The organism is Micromonospora sp. A200 (assembly GCF_029893845.1).
In the GTDB taxonomy this organism is placed as follows: Bacteria; Actinomycetota; Actinomycetes; order Mycobacteriales; family Micromonosporaceae; genus Micromonospora; species Micromonospora purpureochromogenes.
Map to the genome: position 1 here is coordinate 85,028 of NZ_JARXXY010000009.1, position 15,784 is coordinate 100,811.

At 70.2% G+C, this 15,784-nt stretch carries 26 protein-coding genes and 1 pseudogene; 25 read left to right on the top strand and 2 right to left on the bottom strand.

Going from position 1 to position 15,784, the window contains the following annotated elements:
* Nucleotides 1-109: 109 nt before the first annotated feature.
* The 21 genes from M2302_RS11125 to M2302_RS11225 all read left to right on the top strand — a co-directional run bounded on the left by M2302_RS11125 (nt 110) and on the right by M2302_RS11225 (nt 9,468).
* A complete protein-coding gene (locus M2302_RS11125; protein ID WP_280837837.1) occupies nt 110-478 on the top strand; it encodes a hypothetical protein in 369 nt (122 codons plus the stop codon).
* A 94-nt stretch (nt 479-572) separates the two neighbouring features.
* Entirely contained in the window at nt 573-746 is a 174-nt protein-coding gene (locus M2302_RS11130) for a hypothetical protein (RefSeq protein ID WP_280837838.1), read from the top strand.
* Between the two features lie 95 nt (nt 747-841).
* Nucleotides 842-1,459 (top strand): hypothetical protein, encoded by a 618-nt coding sequence (locus M2302_RS11135; RefSeq protein WP_280837839.1) that lies wholly within the window; start codon nt 842-844, stop codon nt 1,457-1,459.
* 103 nt (nt 1,460-1,562) lie between these two features.
* Nucleotides 1,563-1,694 carry a hypothetical protein gene (locus M2302_RS11140; protein WP_280837840.1) on the top strand — a complete coding sequence of 44 codons (132 nt, stop codon included), beginning with the start codon at nt 1,563-1,565 and terminating at the stop codon, nt 1,692-1,694.
* 29 nt (nt 1,695-1,723) lie between these two features.
* The gene (locus tag M2302_RS11145; RefSeq protein WP_280837841.1) at nt 1,724-1,942 is read left to right on the top strand and encodes a hypothetical protein; all 219 of its coding nucleotides are present in this window, start codon (nt 1,724-1,726) and stop codon (nt 1,940-1,942) included.
* Nucleotides 1,943-2,040: 98 nt separating this feature from the next.
* Entirely contained in the window at nt 2,041-2,442 is a 402-nt protein-coding gene (locus tag M2302_RS11150) for a hypothetical protein (RefSeq protein WP_280837842.1), read from the top strand.
* 75 nt (nt 2,443-2,517) lie between these two features.
* Complete coding sequence (locus M2302_RS11155; protein WP_280837843.1) at nt 2,518-2,787, top strand: hypothetical protein; 270 nt, start codon at nt 2,518-2,520, stop codon at nt 2,785-2,787.
* Nucleotide 2,788: 1 nt separating this feature from the next.
* Complete coding sequence (locus M2302_RS11160; protein ID WP_280837844.1) at nt 2,789-2,980, top strand: hypothetical protein; 192 nt, start codon at nt 2,789-2,791, stop codon at nt 2,978-2,980.
* 33 nt (nt 2,981-3,013) lie between these two features.
* Nucleotides 3,014-3,301, top strand: a complete 288-nt coding sequence (locus tag M2302_RS11165) for a hypothetical protein (RefSeq protein WP_280837845.1) — start codon at nt 3,014-3,016, stop codon at nt 3,299-3,301.
* Nucleotides 3,298-3,504, top strand: coding sequence for a hypothetical protein (locus tag M2302_RS11170; RefSeq protein ID WP_280837846.1), 207 nt, complete (start codon nt 3,298-3,300; stop codon nt 3,502-3,504). Before M2302_RS11165 ends, M2302_RS11170 begins: the two co-directional genes overlap by 4 nt.
* An 88-nt stretch (nt 3,505-3,592) precedes the next feature.
* Nucleotides 3,593-4,015, top strand: a complete 423-nt coding sequence (locus tag M2302_RS11175) for a hypothetical protein (RefSeq protein ID WP_280837847.1) — start codon at nt 3,593-3,595, stop codon at nt 4,013-4,015.
* On the top strand, nt 4,015-4,218 hold the full coding sequence (locus M2302_RS11180; RefSeq protein WP_280837848.1) for a hypothetical protein: 204 nt from the start codon (nt 4,015-4,017) through the stop codon (nt 4,216-4,218). Before M2302_RS11175 ends, M2302_RS11180 begins: the two co-directional genes overlap by 1 nt.
* A 125-nt stretch (nt 4,219-4,343) precedes the next feature.
* Nucleotides 4,344-5,069: a DUF2786 domain-containing protein gene (locus tag M2302_RS11185; RefSeq protein WP_280837849.1), complete on the top strand. Its 726-nt coding sequence runs from the start codon at nt 4,344-4,346 to the stop codon at nt 5,067-5,069.
* Between the two features lie 108 nt (nt 5,070-5,177).
* The gene (locus M2302_RS11190) at nt 5,178-5,654 is read left to right on the top strand and encodes a hypothetical protein (protein WP_280837850.1); all 477 of its coding nucleotides are present in this window, start codon (nt 5,178-5,180) and stop codon (nt 5,652-5,654) included.
* A 20-nt stretch (nt 5,655-5,674) separates the two neighbouring features.
* Entirely contained in the window at nt 5,675-6,235 is a 561-nt protein-coding gene (locus M2302_RS11195) for a dATP/dGTP diphosphohydrolase domain-containing protein (protein WP_280837851.1), read from the top strand.
* Between the two features lie 70 nt (nt 6,236-6,305).
* The gene (locus tag M2302_RS11200) at nt 6,306-7,217 is read left to right on the top strand and encodes a hypothetical protein (protein WP_280837852.1); all 912 of its coding nucleotides are present in this window, start codon (nt 6,306-6,308) and stop codon (nt 7,215-7,217) included.
* A 43-nt stretch (nt 7,218-7,260) separates the two neighbouring features.
* On the top strand, nt 7,261-7,692 hold the full coding sequence (locus M2302_RS11205; RefSeq protein ID WP_280837853.1) for a hypothetical protein: 432 nt from the start codon (nt 7,261-7,263) through the stop codon (nt 7,690-7,692).
* Between the two features lie 13 nt (nt 7,693-7,705).
* Nucleotides 7,706-7,924 (top strand): hypothetical protein, encoded by a 219-nt coding sequence (locus M2302_RS11210; protein ID WP_280837854.1) that lies wholly within the window; start codon nt 7,706-7,708, stop codon nt 7,922-7,924.
* Complete coding sequence (gene thyX / locus M2302_RS11215; RefSeq protein WP_280837855.1) at nt 7,921-8,619, top strand: FAD-dependent thymidylate synthase; 699 nt, start codon at nt 7,921-7,923, stop codon at nt 8,617-8,619. The genes M2302_RS11210 and thyX overlap by 4 nt, the downstream gene beginning before the upstream one ends.
* A gap of 49 nt (nt 8,620-8,668) precedes the next feature.
* A complete protein-coding gene (locus tag M2302_RS11220) occupies nt 8,669-9,127 on the top strand; it encodes a WhiB family transcriptional regulator (protein ID WP_280837856.1) in 459 nt (152 codons plus the stop codon).
* 14 nt (nt 9,128-9,141) lie between these two features.
* Nucleotides 9,142-9,468, top strand: a complete 327-nt coding sequence (locus tag M2302_RS11225) for a hypothetical protein (RefSeq protein ID WP_280837857.1) — start codon at nt 9,142-9,144, stop codon at nt 9,466-9,468.
* A 117-nt stretch (nt 9,469-9,585) separates the two neighbouring features.
* On the opposite strand, the gene M2302_RS11230 is transcribed toward M2302_RS11225, so the two are convergent.
* The gene (locus M2302_RS11230) at nt 9,586-9,864 is read right to left on the bottom strand and encodes a hypothetical protein (RefSeq protein ID WP_280837858.1); all 279 of its coding nucleotides are present in this window, start codon (nt 9,862-9,864) and stop codon (nt 9,586-9,588) included.
* Between the two features lie 176 nt (nt 9,865-10,040).
* Between M2302_RS11230 and M2302_RS11235 the strand changes: the two genes are divergently transcribed.
* Nucleotides 10,041-10,202 (top strand): hypothetical protein, encoded by a 162-nt coding sequence (locus M2302_RS11235; RefSeq protein ID WP_280837859.1) that lies wholly within the window; start codon nt 10,041-10,043, stop codon nt 10,200-10,202.
* Here the strand turns inward: M2302_RS11235 and M2302_RS11240 are convergent.
* The gene (locus tag M2302_RS11240; RefSeq protein ID WP_280837860.1) at nt 10,183-11,787 is read right to left on the bottom strand and encodes a recombinase family protein; all 1,605 of its coding nucleotides are present in this window, start codon (nt 11,785-11,787) and stop codon (nt 10,183-10,185) included. The genes M2302_RS11235 and M2302_RS11240 overlap by 20 nt on opposite strands.
* Nucleotides 11,788-11,816: 29 nt before the next feature.
* Here M2302_RS11240 and M2302_RS11245 point away from each other — a divergent pair.
* The 3 genes and pseudogenes from M2302_RS11245 to purE all read left to right on the top strand — a co-directional run bounded on the left by M2302_RS11245 (nt 11,817) and on the right by purE (nt 15,651).
* Nucleotides 11,817-13,873 (top strand): annotated as a pseudogene (locus tag M2302_RS11245) (thioredoxin domain-containing protein).
* 75 nt (nt 13,874-13,948) lie between these two features.
* Nucleotides 13,949-15,106, top strand: coding sequence for a 5-(carboxyamino)imidazole ribonucleotide synthase (locus M2302_RS11250; RefSeq protein ID WP_280837861.1), 1,158 nt, complete (start codon nt 13,949-13,951; stop codon nt 15,104-15,106).
* A 53-nt stretch (nt 15,107-15,159) separates the two neighbouring features.
* Nucleotides 15,160-15,651 carry a 5-(carboxyamino)imidazole ribonucleotide mutase gene (gene purE / locus M2302_RS11255; protein ID WP_280837862.1) on the top strand — a complete coding sequence of 164 codons (492 nt, stop codon included), beginning with the start codon at nt 15,160-15,162 and terminating at the stop codon, nt 15,649-15,651.
* Nucleotides 15,652-15,784: the final 133 nt, after the last annotated feature.

Below are 15,784 nucleotides of genomic sequence, written 5' to 3' on the forward strand. Positions count from 1 at the left end.
CGGGTACGCCCGGCCGGTATGGATACCGGCGAGCGATCGGCAGGGTTCGATTCCCTGGCCGGGCACGCAACATCCATCCCCATCCATTCCCTCACTCTCGGAGGTTTCAATGATCATCGATGTTACGCACGCGGTGTACCTGGCAGCTTTCGTCGCTGCCCGCGCTACCCGGCCGGAGATTGTCGAGGCTTGCAGCAAGCCGGAAGAGATGCCCGTCGATGCCCGGTACTACCTGGCGGAGGATGGCCACAGTGGATACGGCATCACGCCGGACGGGGACGTGATCGGCGTATTCAGCACCGTCAAGGGGCGCGGTGACCTGCTGGTGACGTCGGCGATTGCGGCCGGCGGGGTGACCCTCGACTGTTTCGACGGGTACCTGCCGACCCTGTACGCCCGGCACGGATTCCGTGAGACCGGCCGCGTGCCGAACTACACCCCGGGGAAGCCGGACGTGGTTTTCATGGCGCGTGTGTGAACTGTAGCGCCCGGCCTGGCAGGGACAGCGTCGGCTCACGACCGACCGGGCGCACCAAATCTCCCATCCATCCCCATCCATGAGAGGACTCATCATGACCGAGACCACCACCGCCATCGATATCTCCGTCTGGTCGCAGACCGATTGGCAGAACGGCGTCACTCAGTTCTGCGCCAGCCGGGGCGACGAGATCATCGCGCGGTCCGGCTGGTACCCGGCCCCGGCCGATGCCTGGCAGGCACTGGGCAAGCAGCTCGGCTGGCTGTGACATGTAGCGCCCGGCCCGGCAGGGACGGCGTCGGCTCACGACCGACCGGGCGCACCACCACTCCCCAATCACACCCCTCAATGAAAGGACTCACCATGTCCCGTCGCAAGATCCTCACCCACGACCAGCGGCTGCGGCACAACGGCGTCGGCGGCACCCGCGCGGTGGCCGACCAGATCTGCCGGGTGTACGACCGGACCACGCCCGCCATGAAAGAGGACGGCGCGCTGTGGTACCCGCGCGCTCTGGACATCGCGCGGGACCTGGCGGAGGTGACCGACTACAGCGTCGAGCACGTCGCCGCCGCCATCGCGCACCTGTCGCCGCAGCTCATGTGGACGCCTAACGTGGTGGCCGCTACCACCCTGGTCACGACCGGCCGCGCGCCGCACGCGGTGATGGGGCGGAGTGTGGAGAATGCCCGCGCTGCGCTGGCCAGTGACACGCCGCTCGCGACGTTCGGCGAGGGCAGCCCGAAAACCCGGCGCTTCGCCGCCAACATCCTCGGCGACCGCGAAGTGGTGACCATCGATGTGCACGCCGTGCGCGTGGCGCTCGACAACCGCGAGGACTGCAAGCTGCTGCTCGACCGGGTCGGCATGTACGAAGCGCTGGAGTACGCCTACCAGACCGCCGCGCGCCGGCTCGGGATCTGCCCGGTGACCCTGCAGGCCACCACCTGGATCTGGCAGCGCAAGGGTCGCAAGGACTGACCCGGTGTGCAATGTAGCCCCCGGCCCGGCCTGGACGGCGTCGGCTCACGACCGACCGGGGGCACCACTCCTCCCACTGACAACCCTCGATGAAAGGACCGACATGCGTACGTGCAAGGGCTGCCGCAAGACCACCACCGACTTCCTGGCCAGCTTCTTCGGCGACGGTCGATGGCTGAACTTCTGCCGCGAGCGCGGCTGCGCCGACCGGTGGCTGTCCGCCACCGCCCGCTGACCCTGACCTACCGACCCGAGAGGACATCGATGAGCACCACCAAGTGGGACCTGATCAGCGACGCCGACCGCGACGCGCTGGACCGTACGCCCTTCACCCGGTGGGACGGGACGCCGGGGGAGTGCTCCGGCTGCGGCGAGGAGCTGCCGACTGAGGGTGCCTTCGCCCGGCACTTCCTGCTCTACAACCGCGTGCACCTGAACCTCGGCTACTGCCCGCGCAAGGGGCCCGGCAACGCCCGCTTCTGACACCACCGCCCCGGGCCCGGCCTGGACGGCGTCGGCTCACGACCGACCCGGGGCACGCACGACCCCCATCCATCAGCACCGATCTCGAGGAGACATTCATGACCGTCGGCACCCCGACTCGCCTGTTCGCCGGCTACGGCGACTACTGCTCGCAGCCCGCGCAGTGGACCGTCGACCACGTCACCGACGGCAACCCTGCCCGGGACTACTACCTGGTGACCGTGACCAGCGAGACGCTGCACACCCGGTCGTCGCAGGTGTTCGGCAGCACGCACGACGTCAAGGTGGCCGCCGCCTGGCTGGTCGGGCACGGGGTGTCGCCCCGGTGCTGCGACTACTGCGACAACCCCGCCGCGTACCGGTCGCTGGACGCCACCGACGAGGTGCTCTGCCGGGCGTGCCTGTGGGAGCAGGCGATCGGCCGCCCGTCGGACTCGGCCCGACCCCTGACCGACCCGCAGCGGGTGCGACTGATGGTCGCCGAGCTGACCCGACGCTGACCCTGACCTGCGCGGTCGACCGGACCGCCGCCTGACCTGACCCCATCCTTTAACCCGACGCGAGGAGAGACGACCGTGATCAAGATCAATGGCTTCGAGGTGCACGCCGTGCTGCCCCACCTGTACGCCGGGGGTGTCGACGGCTACGTGATCGCCGCCCTGCACCCCGAGAGGGGGGAGGCGGTGACCGCCAACGTGCGGACGCTGGGCGACACCACCTGGTCGAACGGCAACTACTTCACCGCCGGCACGCCGCAGGCCAACCTGCAGCGGGCTGTGCGCAACCTGCCCCGCCGCGCCAGCCTCACCACGGAGCAGCTCCTGGCCGACGTAGAGGAGAACTGACATGCCCAACGAGATGGACCTGCCCACCACCGACGACGGCCACGTCTACCTGGCCGGCAGCAGGAAGAACCTGGGCGAGTACGTCCTGGCCGTGACCGACTCCGAGGGGCGCGAGTCCGAGGTCAAGCTGCTGCCCGTCGACCTGCTCCGCCTGATCCACGCCTCGTCTCGGCTGCTGGCCGAGGCTGCCTGACCTACCCACCCCGACCCGAGGAGGACCCACCCAATGAACAACATCATGGCCGCCCTGCTGGCTGAGACCGACGCCGACCGCGACGCCGCCCTGAATCGCGAGGTGCTGCGGCAGGCCGTGGCGCGGAACATGTTCTGCTCCGCGTCCCGCCGGGTGCTGGATGTCCGTACCGCCGTCTACGTGAGCGCGACGACCGCCGGCCGGGTGGCTGCGGTGGTGCTCGACGGTGAGGTGTACGACCGCATCCGCCCGGACATCGAGGTGCTCGCCCTGGCCAAGGGTTCGACGCTGGAGATCATCGATGGAAGGACGCTGTCGTGATCTACGACATCGAGGTGGACGTGGCGGTCGCCCGGCCGCCGACCCCCGCCAACACCCGGACCATCCACCTGCGCATCGCGGTGGAGGGGGAGCCCGGGTTCACCGCCGACAACGAGGCGCTGCTGACCGCCGCCCTGATGGCGTACGGCAGCCGGACGGTGGCCATGCCGCTGGCGACGCGCATCGTCGGCCTGACTCTCTGACCCGCTGTGACATTGGGCGCTGGCCGGTGGACCGGTCGCCGGCCAGCGCATCCCCCGACCCGACACCACACCACACACAGGAGGCATCGTGACCATGACCAAGACCCGCACCCGCAGCGCCGAGCGCATCGAGTTCCTCGACGGCCTGCTCGTCACCGCCATCGAGAACTACGGCTACGGCTGGTTCCTCGTGCACGAGTACGAGGGGGAGGGTGCCGACGCCTACGCGGTGATCGAGCCGGAGGACGAGCCGGGCACCAAGCACCGGGTCGACATCGACACGATGGCCAAGGGCCTGGGCGTGATCCGCCGGGCGGTGATGCGGGAGACCGAGCGCGACGGCGAGGTGCTGCACAACGCCGAGACGGGGGAGCGGCTGTACATGGGCCGGGCCCTGCGCAAGGACATCCTCGACGCCGACCGCACCAACGGTGACGAGGGAGACATCGACGTGGTCGGTGCGCTCGCCGTCCTGGAGTGCGCCCTCTTCGGCCAGGTGGTGTACGCCTGATGGCCGCCGCCGTCGAGGTCGTCGCCTTCGACGACGCCGTCCACGTCTACGAGCCGGGCGACCCGGCCGCCGTGATTGTCGAGACCGCCGCGCTGGCCGCCCAGGTCGACGTGCTGCGGACCACCCTCACCGCCGAACAGTGGGCCCGCGTCCAGGTGACGCCGGCCGTGCAGCAGTACCCCATCCACGACCACCGGGCCTGACGGCCCAGCCTGCGGCCCGACCTGGGCGGCGACGGTTCACGACCGACCGCAGGCACCAGTACTCCCGACCAACCCATCCCTCAACCACGAGGAGCTGCACCATCTCCAACATCCCCGCCGACAAGATGCTCGACCGCATCCGCAAGATGCTGACCCTGGCCGAGAACCCGGCCGCCACGCCGGCCGAGGCCGAGGCGTTCACCGCCAAGGCGACCGAGCTGATGGCGCAGTACGGGATCACCCGGGCCATGCTCGCCTCCGCGGACCCGACCACCGACGTGATCGGCGACAAGATCGTGGTGATCGAGGGGGCGTACGCCCTGGACAAGCAGCGCCTGCTCGACTCGGTGGCCCAGGCCCTGGGTGCCAAGTGCGTGCTGCGCACCCGGTACCCGAACGGCAAGCGCCAGTACCAGGTGCACCTGTTCGCCTACGGCAGCGACCTGGAGCGCATCGAGATGCTGTACACCAGCCTGCTGGTGCAGATGGCCAACGGCCTGGCGCAGGCCGAGGCCCCGCCGACGTGGTGGGAGAGCACCGTCGCCTTCCGCAAGTCCTGGATCGAGGGCTTCCGCGTCGCGATCTACCAGCGCCTGACCGAGGCCGAGAAGCGGGCCAAGCAGCAGGCCGAGCAGGTCGCCCAGCCGGGCGGCCCGTCCGTTGCGCTGGTCCTCGCCGACCGGGCCACGCTGGTCAAGGCGCAGCGTGACCAGGCGTACGGCAAGCTCGGGCAGGCCCGGCAGCGCAGCTTCAAGGGATCGGGGGCTGCCGCCGGCTACCGAGCCGGCCAGCGTGCCGACCTGGGTGGCAGCCGCCTGGGCGGCAGGGGTCGGCCGGCGCTCGCCCGCTGACCCAGCACGCAGGGGGAGGGGGTGCGCGGATGTCGGAGCCCCCTCCCCGGGACGTGTAATGTAGAGCAGGACAGGGGGGAACAAGAGCACAGAGAGGAGGTCCGCCGGGTGGCCAAGTGCACGGTGGAGAGCAGCCAGGGCAAGGGCTGCAGGAACGACGCCCTCAAGCCGGGCGGCATCTGCGGGGGACACACGAGCCGGCTGCGCCGGCACGGTGACGTCCTCGCCGACGTCCCGCTGCGCCACTACACCAAGCCCGAGTCGAAGCGCCTGCCGACCTTCGTCGAGGGTGACACCGAGGAGGAGCGGTTCTGGAACCGGGTCGACCGGACCGGCGACTGCTGGATCTGGACCGGGGCCGACGTCAAGGGGCAGGGGATCGCCACCCTCTACGGCGTCGCCTGGACCGCCACCCGCACCGCCTGGACCCTGACCTACGGCAGGCCGGAGGCCAACCAGAAGGTGGTGTCGTGCAGCTCGGCCAAGCTGTGCGTGCGCCCCGACCACCTGAGCCTGAAGACGATGGCCAAGCCGCAGCGCACGATCGCTGACCGCAGCCGCCGCCGGCACGGGCTGGCCGCATGAGGTGCTGGCCGGGTGATCGGGTGCTGGTGACAGGCGACGAGGCGTGCCTCGACCACGAGCTGGAGCCGGGCAGCTCCGGCATCGTGATCGGGCAGGGCTACCGCCCCGACGTGTGGCTGGTGCAGCCGGACGCCGGCCCCAGCAGGCTGCGGGCGGTGCACGAGGACGACATGGCACCGAGTGTGCCGTGCCGGGCCGGCGAGACCGAGACGCTGATGTCCGTGGACGGCGTGGTGCGGCAGGTGGCCGCCAGCGGGGGCGCGAAGGACGCCAAGCCGCAGCGGTACGACCAGATCCCGACGCTGACCCTGCGCCAGCTCGCCGAGCGGTACGGCTACGGCAACGCCAAGTACCCCGTCGAGCCGGGGGACCTGGACAACTGGCGCAAGGGGTACCCGTACTCGCTCAGCTACGCCGCCCTGCAGCGCCACCTCAACGCCTTCTGGTCGGGGGAAGACCTCGACCCGGAGACCGGCCAGCCGCACCTGGTCGCCGCCGCCTGGCACTGCTTCACGCTGAACGAGTGGAACCACAAGCCCGAGCTGAGCAAGCAGTTCGACGACCGGCAAGACACCCGCTGACCCCAATTGCACACCGCTGACCTGCGTGTGTAATGTAACCGGCGAACCAAGAGAGAGGCACGACCTACCAGTGAGCACCATCAAGATCACCGACGAGAAGTACACCGTCGAGGACGAGGCCGGTCTGAACGCCCTGCCGATCGGCACCCAGCTCAAGGACATCGAGGGCGACGTCTACCTCAAGCTGGAGGACGGCAGCTTCGAGGCCGACAGCTTCACCATGTCGTCCTGGGCGCTGGAGTCCTACCTGCCCGGCGAGATCCTCAACCCCGAGATCCTGACCACGTACGAGGTGGGCGACATCGTCGAGGTGACCACCACCCACTTCCTCGGTGGGCAGATCCTCCCCGGCCAGCGGGGCACCATCGACGAGATCCACGGCCCGGTGCTGCGGGTGAAGTTCGACGACGGCCTGGTCTTCCCGTTCGCGGGGGACGAGGTCCGCCTGATCCAGCGCCCCGCCAAGCAGGAGGAGGCGGACCCGGTGGCCGCCTTCACCGAAGCCCTGGAGCACTGGGCCAAGCAGCTCGCCGACGTCTACGCCATCCCGCAGATGTTCATCGCCGGCCGGACGCTGCAGGTCGGCGACCGGGTGCGGGTGAACGGCACGTCCAACTACACCAGCCCCGAGCTGCGTGAGGGTGCGGTCGGCCGGATCGTGAACAAGCGCAGCCACCCGCTCGACCAGCGGTTCGAGGTCGAGCTGGAGACCGAGGACGCCTTCGCCGGCTCCCAGCCGTGGGCGTACGAGCCGGAGCACCTCGACAAGATCGACGACGACATCGTCGCCTCGGTCGCCCAGCTCCGGGCCCTGCCCGACGGCAGCGTCGTGGTCCGCGTCGAGCCCCGCCTGGGCAACCGCGACGTCCGGGTCAAGGTCAACGACATCTGGCGGGTGCCCGGCGAGGAGGGCCGGTTCAACTACTCGACCGAGTACCTGGCGGGCAACGCGAAGCTGCGGCTGGTCTACACGCCGGCCTGACTGTGAATTGTAGAGCGACCGACGAGAGAGAGGAGGCACCTGAATGAGGATCACCCCGCGCAAGGACGAGGTGGCGGCAGTCGTCGCCATCTTGGAGAGCGACCAGTACAACAGCGCCGACGCGATGGCCAAGGCAGTCATCAAGGAGGTCGCCGAGCTGCTGGACATGCGCGACTGGGTGGCCCTGACACACCGCTTCGGCGACGGCCAGCTCGGCATCAACTGGGGGCCCTTCGCCTCCGAGAGCGAGGCGCTGAAGCTCGCCGGCAAGGTCGGCATCAACGGCAAGTTCGGGACGGTCAAGCTGCACAGCCCCGGCCTGCTCCTGGCCAACACCGTCGGGGCCAAGCGCCCCACCAAGGACTTCTGCACCGACATCCGCTGCATGCACGCCGCCTGGGTCCACAGCGCGGTCGGCAACAGCCGCGGAGCCTGCGTCCTGGAGTCCTGCCCCTGCGACGAGATGAAGAAGTGAGGAGGCAACACCCATGAAGACCGTCGACCACGTCTGGTGCACCGCCTGCAATAAGCGCGGGTTCTTCGACCAGCACGACGCCGACAAGGCACTCGGCCGAGCCAAGGCCAAGCGCAACCGGACCGCCGCCAAGTACGGCACCCGCCGGGGGATGGCTCGGGAGAACCGCTACTACGACTGCCCGCAGGGTCTGTACCACCTGACCGGGATGAGCCGGAGGTACGTCAAGTGATCACCTACCGCAACGACGTGACCATCCTGCTGGACGACAGCATGGGCAACGACGCCAAGGTCATCCGCATGGCCAAGGCCAGCATCAAGAAGACCGGCGGCGACATGAACGAGGCCGCCCGCCAGGGCTTCATCGACTTCCTGCTCAGGGAGCGGCACGGCGTCCCGTTCGAGCACTGCGCCATCACCTTCTACTTCGAGCTGCCGATCTTCGTGATGCGCCAGCTCGCCAAGCACCGGATCTCCTCGATCAGCGAGGCGTCCGGCCGGTACGTCGAGCTGGAGCCGGTGTTCTACCTGCCCAACGAGGACCGCAACCTCGTGCAGGTCGGCAAGGCCGGCGCGTACCAGTTCGAGGCCGGCACGCCCCGCCAGCACGGCCAGACGCAGGCCGCGATCCGACTCAGCGCCCGCGACCAGTTCCGCCGGTACCGGGAGCTGCTCGATGCCGGCGTCGCCCGCGAGATCGCCCGCTCGGTGCTGCCGGTGAGCCTCTACACCTCGGGCTACATCACGGTGAACCTGCGCAGCCTGATGAACCTGCTCTCCCTGCGCACGGCCAAGGACAACGCCACCATCAAGGGCCACCCGCAGCACGAGATCGAGCTGATGGCCGAGGGCATGGAGCGGATCTTCGCCGAGGAGTTCCCGCAGGTCCACGCCGCCTTCGAGAAGCACGGTCGTGTCGCCCCGTAAGCACCGCCCCGCCCCCTCCGCAACAACCCCAGCAAGGAGCACCACCCCAGTGATCTGCCAGAACGACCCCGAGCTGTTCTTCGACCCGGCCCGGGAAGACGAGGCGAAGGACGCCTGCTCCTTCTGCCCCCTGATGGAGCAGTGCAAGATCCTCGGCGAGGCCGAGGAGTACGGCGTGTGGGGCGGCATCGGCCCCGTCGAGCGGGCGCTGGCTCGCTTCCGCAAGGCCGGCGACAAGACCGAGGCGCGGCAGAACGCCTTCGACGTCCTCGTCGAGGTGCTCGCCGACCGAGGGATCACCGGCATCCTCGGCATCGCCAAGGCCACCGGCCTGCGGTACACCGTGGTCGCCCAGCGGATGGGCGTGGACGTCGAGGACCCGCGGGGCAGCCAGGTGGTGAACCTGCGCGCCTCCGGCATGAGTACCCGAGCCGTCGCCCGCCAGCTCGGCATCGGTGAGAGCACCGTCCGCGACATCGAGAAGCGCGTCCGCCAGGCTGCGGCCTGAGAGAGGAGTCGACAGTGATCGTTCAACCCGCCAGCCTTGAGGACATCCTGGTCGTCGGCTGGCTGCAAGAGGGCCCGCAGTACCGACAGTTCCAGCCCAACCAGGTGTTCAGCTCCAACGCCGTCGACCGCCTGCGTGGCCGGCGCTTCCGCCGGGCCTTCTTCACCCAGTCGGCCACCGCCCTGCCCCGCTCGGGCCGGTTCTTCGAGTACCTCCACCAGGTCGCCAGCCGGTACGGCGGCGAGGTGCGGCCGATCGAGGACTACGACCAGTGCATGCTGGCCGACGAGGTGGACCGGTACCTGCGCGAGCAGCTCGACTTGCTCGACGGTGGTGTGTGATTGTGAGCATGGTCAAGAGCCTGCTGACCTACCTGGCCGCCACCGTCGGCGCGCTGATCCTCGGGGCCGCCGCCCTGGCGCTGTCGCTCTACGTCGCCCTGGAGTACGGGGCGTAGGTCAGGCCGCTTCCTCCAGCCGGACCCCGTCCGGCGGGTAGTGCGCCTTCCCCCCGTGCACGTACGCCGCCTCAGGCACCACCCGGCGGGTGTGCCTGCCCTCGAACCAGATCTCGCCGCGCCGCTTCCCGCCGGCCGCAGCCCTGGCTCGCAGGTACACCCGCTGCGGGGTGACCAGCTCGATGTTGACCGGCACCGCGGTTCGTTCGGGCCCTACCCAGATCGCCCGGTCGCCAGCCCAGAGCACCCACTGCCGGCTCTGCGGATCGTACTCAGCCATCCCCTACCCCTACGTATCAACACCGACCCCTGCATTTCTACCCAACTCGGGCATCGATTGCCCACCCCTACGCCACACCACCGTGAACGGAACAGCCCCGAGGCTGGCTCACCGCAGGGTGGCCAGTCTCGGGGCTTTCGTCGTTCACCCCCCCTCAGCAAGGAGCAGTGCGCAGCGTGGTCAACGTCCTGACCGAAGACCTGTTCGACCCCGTCGTGGACGCCGAGATCGAGACCTGGGTGGCCGCCCACCTGGCGGCCTCGCCGGAGTGGGACGAGGAGCGGTGGGCGGCCCTGGGGGAACTTCTCGGCGTCGAGTTCACCGCCAGATCGGCTTGAGCCGGTGGGGGTCCGGCCTCTTGGACCCCTTCTGCCCCGGCTGCACCTGGATCGCGGCGAACACATCGAACAAGATCCTTCGGCGCTGCGCGAGATCGTATTCGCCAGTGCGCCACTTGCGGATGATGTCGGCCGGTTCTTCGGAGCCGGCCGCATTTTCCATTTCCCACCGGGCACGCTCGGTGCGCAGCTTCTTCACCTCAGCCGACAGGCCAGGGGACAGGCGGTAGAACTGCTCGTCATCGACTTCGCCCGCCATCCACCGCTTCTCCAGGCCAGCGAGCCGGTCCGCCAGGTTCTTGAGGGTCGACTCCAGCGGCCAGGCCAGCTCGGGCTTGCGGTAGGTGATCTGCGCCTGCCCGAGCTTGGCCAGTAGCAGGCGCATGATCTGGCGGTCCACCATCGGCCCGGCGATCGAGTTCTTGTTGCAGCCGCCACACCTGTAGGTGTACGGGCTCCGGGCCGACTTCGTCGGGCTCCCGTTGAGCGAGCCGTTGCAGATCCGAGTCTCGCCGTCGCGCTCGATCCTGTTCATGCACTTCAGCAACTGCGAGGCCAGGTACTTCACGGTCTTCGGCTTGCCCGTGACGCGCGGGGCTCCGGGCCCCCGATGCAGGTACGTGCTGCCCGCGCCGAACGTGGCACAGACCGCCTCCCATTCAGCCGGCGTCACGATCGTCTCCCACTTGCCGACGATCGGTGCGTCGTTCTCGTCCAGCGCGAGCGTGCCGCGATTGGCCCGGTAGCCGCACACGCGAGGGGCGGTCATCATCTGGGACAGCGTCGTGGGAACGATCGTTCCGCCCTTGCTGCCCTTCAAGCCGCGCCGCTCCGCTTCCGCGCACAGCGTCGGCAGTGCCTTGCCCTTGATCCGTTCGCGGATGGCCCAGGCCAGGAAGTCGGACTCTGCCTTGCGCAGCGTCATCTTGTCCTCCTCCCAGCCGAAGGGCCGCGGGCCACTGTGCGGCAGCCCGTCGAGGATGAGGTCTTGATGCCAGTCGCGGATGCGCCGCTTCTTCTTCATCGACTCGGCCCGGTTCAGGACGGCCATGATCCCCGACTTGATGACCTCGCCCTCGTCGGTGAGGTCCATCGAGCCCGATGGTGTCCAGAGCATTCGGCCAGGCCGGGCGTGGAGAGCGTCAACGAACCTCTCCCAGGCCACGCTGGTCCGCTGGACCCGGTCCTGGTCGACGGCGATGATCCCGTCCAGCCGGTAGCCGGTCTTGGTCCTGCCCGCACGGAGGTCCCGCAGCATCGCCTCGAAGTCCGGGCGGACGAGGTCGTCCGACGACGCGGTCAGGTCGTTGTCGGTGTAGCGATGCACGATGATCAGCCCGTGCCGGGCGGCGTTCTTGTCGTTGCGCCGATGCTGGTTCGCCACGCCCTTGCCGGCCGCCCAGGCGGACGCCTTGGCCTTCTTCGTGTTGTTCTTGCGCCAGTCGTCGGAGATCCGAGAGTAGGCACCTACGAGGACGGCGTCCGGGTGGTCCGCCAGCAGGTCGGCGAACGGCAGCAGCCCGGGAGGGGTGCCCCGCAGCTCAAGGTCATTCGGTCCCGACTCTTCGGGCAGTGACGCGCTCACTTCACTCCTCCTGTGGCAGGATCGGCCACATGAACCGACTGGCAAGCTCCCAGTCGCCCTACCTACTCCAGCACGCCACCAATCCTGTGGACTGGTGGCCGTGGGGAGAGGAGGCGATGGCAGAGGCTAAGAGGCGGGACGTTCCCCTACTGATTTCAGTTGGGTATTCGTCCTGCCACTTATGCTTCTGCTAGTCTACTGGTGTCACGTGATGGCCCACGAGTCGTTCGAGAACGAGCAGGTCGGCGCGCTGGTCAACGACGACTTCGTGGCGATCAAGGTGGACCGGGAGGAGCGGCCGGACGTCGACGCGGTCTACATGACCGCCACCCAGGCGATGACCGGGCAGGGCGGCTGGCCGATGACGGTCTTCGCCACCCCCGACGGCACCCCGTTCTTCTGCGGCACGTACTTCCCCCGGGCGAACTTCGTCCGGCTGCTGGAGTCGGTCGCCACGGCGTGGCGCGACCAGCGTGAGGCGGTGCTGCGCCAGGGCGCCGCCGTGGTCGAGGCGATCGGCGGCGCCCAGGCCGTCGGCGGCCCGACCGCCCCGCTCACCGCCGAGCTGCTGGACTCCGCCGCCGACCAGCTCTCCCGCGAGTACGACGCGACGAACGGCGGCTTCGGCGGGGCGCCGAAGTTCCCGCCGCACATGAACCTGCTCTTCCTGCTCCGGCACCACCAGCGCACCGGCTCGGCGCGCAGCCTGGAGATCGCCCGGCACACCGCCGAGGCGATGGCCCGGGGCGGCATCCACGACCAGCTCGCCGGCGGCTTCGCCCGCTATTCCGTGGACGCGCACTGGACCGTGCCGCACTTCGAGAAGATGCTCTACGACAACGCCCTGCTGCTGCGGTGCTACGCCCAGCTCTGGCGGCTCACCGGTGACCGGATGGCCCGGCGGGTGGCCCGGGACACCGCCCGGTTCCTCGCCGACGAGCTGCACCGGGCGGGGGAGGGCTTCGCCTCCGCGCTGGACGCCGACACCGAGGGCGTCGAGGGGTTGACCTACGCCTGGACCCCGGCCCAGCTCGTCGAGGCGCTCGGCGAGGAGGACGGCCGCTGGGCAGCCGACCTCTTCGAGGTGACCGAAAAGGGCACCTTCGAGCACGGCACGAGCGTGCTGCGGCTGGCCCGGGACGTCGACGACGCCGACCCGGAGATTCGGGCCCGCTGGCGGGACGTCGTCGGTCGGCTGCTCGTCGCCCGGGACACCCGCCCGCAACCGGCCCGCGACGACAAGGTGGTGGCCGCCTGGAACGGCCTGGCGATCACCGCGATCGCCGAGTTCCTCCGGGTCGCCGCCCTCTACGCCTCGCCCGACGACGAGGACGCCAACCTGATGGAAGGCGTCACCACCGTCGCGGATGGCGCGATGCGCGACGCCGCCGAGCACCTGGCCGCCGTGCACATCGTTGACGGGCGGCTGCGCCGGGCGTCCCGGGACAAGGTGGTCGGCGAGCCGGCCGGCGTGTTGGAGGACTACGGCTGCGTGGCCGAGGCGTTCTGCGCGATGCACCAGCTCACCGGCGAGGGGCGCTGGCTGGAGCTGGCCGGCGGGCTGCTCGACGTGGCCCTGGCCCGGTTCGCCGCCCCGGGCGGCGGCTTCTACGACACCGCCGACGACGCCGAGCAGCTGGTCGCCCGGCCGGCCGACCCGACCGACAACGCCACCCCGTCGGGGCGCTCGGCGATCGTGGCGGCGCTGGTGGCGTACGCGGCGCTGACCGGGGAGAACCGCTACCGGGAGGCCGCCGAGGCGGCGCTGGCCACCGTCGCGCCTATCGTCGGGCGGCACGCCCGCTTCACCGGCTACGCGGCGACGATGGGGGAGGCGCTGCTCTCCGGGCCGTACGAGATCGCGGTGGCGACCGACGACGCGGTGGGTGACCCGCTGGTGGCCGCCGCCGTGCGGCACGCCCCGCCCGGCGCGGTCGTGGTGGCCGGCCGGCCCGACCAGCCGGGGGTGCCGCTGCTCGCGGACCGGCCGCTGATCGACGGGCGGCCCACCGCGTACGTCTGCCGGGGTTTCGTCTGCCAGCGGCCGGTGACCTCGGTCGACGACCTGGTCGCCCAGCTCGGCTGACGCCCGGAGTTGATCCGGCGGGCCGGCGCCCCTCGCCGCGGTGATCGCCGGCGGCCCGGATAGGCTGGCGGCGCTATGGATTCCCGTACCGGTCTGCCCGTCGTCGGCATGGTGGGCGGAGGCCAGCTGGCCCGGATGACCCACCAGGCCGCCATCGCCCTCGGCCAGTCACTGCGCGTGCTGGCGCTCGCCCCGGACGACGGCGCCGCCCTGGTCGCCTCCGACGTCCAGTACGGCGACCACACCGACCTCTCCGCGCTGCGCACCTTCGCCAAGGGCTGCGACGTGGTCACCTTCGACCACGAGCACGTGCCCACCGAGCACATCCGCGCCCTCGCCGCCGAGGGCGTGAAGCTCTTCCCGCCCGCCGACGCGCTGCTCCACGCCCAGGACAAGCGGATCATGCGGGAGCGCCTCGATGCGCTGGGCGCTCCGAACCCGGCCTGGCGGCCGGTCGCCGAGCCCGCCGACCTGGTCGCCTTCGGCGAGGAGAACGGCTGGCCGGTGGTGCTGAAGGCCGCCCGCGGCGGCTACGACGGCCGGGGCGTCTGGATGGTCGACGACCCGACCGGGGCCGCCGAGCTGGCCGCGACGCTGCTCGCCGGCGGCACCTCGCTGATCGTCGAGGATCGGGTGGCGCTGCGTCGGGAGCTGGCCGTGCAGGTGGCTCGCTCGCCGTTCGGGCAGGTCGCCGCGTACCCGGTGGTGGAGACCGTGCAGCGGGACGGGATCTGCGTCGAGGTGCTCGCCCCCGCGCCCGACCTGCCGGAGGAGCTCGCGCTCGCCGCCCAGCAGCTCGCCATCGACCTGGCCACCGCGCTCGGCGTGGTCGGCCTGCTGGCGGTGGAGCTGTTCCAGACCGACGCCGGCCTGGTCGTCAACGAGCTGGCCATGCGGCCGCACAACTCGGGGCACTGGACCATCGAGGGCGCCCGCACCTCGCAGTTCGAGCAGCACCTGCGGGCCGTGCTCGACTACCCGATGGGGGACACCTCGCTGACCGCCCCGGTGGTGGTGATGGCGAACGTGCTCGGCGGCGAGCCGGGCGGCATCTCCATCGACGAGCGGCTGCACCACCTCTTCGCCGCCGAGCCGGGCGCCAAGGTCCACCTGTACGGCAAGCAGGTGCGGCCGGGCCGCAAGATCGGGCACGTCACGGTGCTCGGCAACGACCTGGACAATGTACGGGCGCGGGCCGCGCGGGCCGCCCGTTGGCTGCGCGAGGGACAGTGAGCGCGAGGAGTGAGCTTGCGAGCCCCGCAGCCGCGAACGAAGGGAAGCCGCGTGTGAGCACCGTCGGGCTGATCATGGGCAGCGACTCGGACTGGCCGGTCATGAAGGCCGCCGCCGAGGCGCTGGACGAGTTCGGGGTCCCCTACGAGGTGGGCGTCGTCTCCGCCCACCGCACCCCGGTGAAGATGATCGAGTACGGCCGCTCCGCCGCCGATCGTGGCGTCAAGGTGATCATCGCCGGGGCGGGCGGCGCGGCCCACCTGCCCGGCATGGTCGCCTCGGTGACCCCGTTGCCGGTGATCGGCGTGCCGGTGCCGCTGAAGTACCTCGACGGGATGGACTCCCTGCTCTCCATCGTGCAGATGCCGGCCGGGGTGCCGGTGGCCACCGTGTCGATCGGCAACGCCCGCAACGCGGGCCTGCTCGCCGTCCGCATCCTGGCCGCCTCGGACCCGGCGCTGCTGAAGCGGATGACCGCCTTCCAGGCCAGCCTGGAGGAGATGGTGGCCGAGAAGGACGCCGCCCTCCGCGCCTCCCTCGGCTGACCCCTCCACCCGACGACGTCGCTCACCGTCGGTGATCCCAGGGGCCGGAGTTGGCGTCACCGCTGGTAGTGGCGACCCCTGATCACGTCGGGGATCGACCGCGCCGCCCGGCGCCGCCCGGCGAGCGACCCCG

Bases quoted from the DNA above. Each gene is read 5' to 3' on its own strand.
- M2302_RS11135 (WP_280837839.1), top strand. From the start codon at position 842: ATGTCCCGTCGCAAGATCCTCACCCACGACCAGCGGCTGCGGCACAAC.
- M2302_RS11150 (WP_280837842.1), top strand. From the start codon at position 2,041: ATGACCGTCGGCACCCCGACTCGCCTGTTCGCCGGCTACGGCGACTAC.
- M2302_RS11230 (WP_280837858.1), bottom strand. From the start codon at position 9,864: ATGGCTGAGTACGATCCGCAGAGCCGGCAGTGGGTGCTCTGGGCTGGC.
- M2302_RS11165 (WP_280837845.1), top strand. From the start codon at position 3,014: ATGAACAACATCATGGCCGCCCTGCTGGCTGAGACCGACGCCGACCGC.
- M2302_RS11125 (WP_280837837.1), top strand. From the start codon at position 110: ATGATCATCGATGTTACGCACGCGGTGTACCTGGCAGCTTTCGTCGCT.
- M2302_RS11210 (WP_280837854.1), top strand. From the start codon at position 7,706: ATGAAGACCGTCGACCACGTCTGGTGCACCGCCTGCAATAAGCGCGGG.
- M2302_RS11250 (WP_280837861.1), top strand. From the start codon at position 13,949: ATGGATTCCCGTACCGGTCTGCCCGTCGTCGGCATGGTGGGCGGAGGC.
- M2302_RS11185 (WP_280837849.1), top strand. From the start codon at position 4,344: ATGCTCGACCGCATCCGCAAGATGCTGACCCTGGCCGAGAACCCGGCC.
- M2302_RS11160 (WP_280837844.1), top strand. From the start codon at position 2,789: ATGCCCAACGAGATGGACCTGCCCACCACCGACGACGGCCACGTCTAC.
- M2302_RS11130 (WP_280837838.1), top strand. From the start codon at position 573: ATGACCGAGACCACCACCGCCATCGATATCTCCGTCTGGTCGCAGACC.
- M2302_RS11140 (WP_280837840.1), top strand. From the start codon at position 1,563: ATGCGTACGTGCAAGGGCTGCCGCAAGACCACCACCGACTTCCTGGCC.
- M2302_RS11145 (WP_280837841.1), top strand. From the start codon at position 1,724: ATGAGCACCACCAAGTGGGACCTGATCAGCGACGCCGACCGCGACGCG.
- M2302_RS11205 (WP_280837853.1), top strand. From the start codon at position 7,261: ATGAGGATCACCCCGCGCAAGGACGAGGTGGCGGCAGTCGTCGCCATC.
- M2302_RS11180 (WP_280837848.1), top strand. From the start codon at position 4,015: ATGGCCGCCGCCGTCGAGGTCGTCGCCTTCGACGACGCCGTCCACGTC.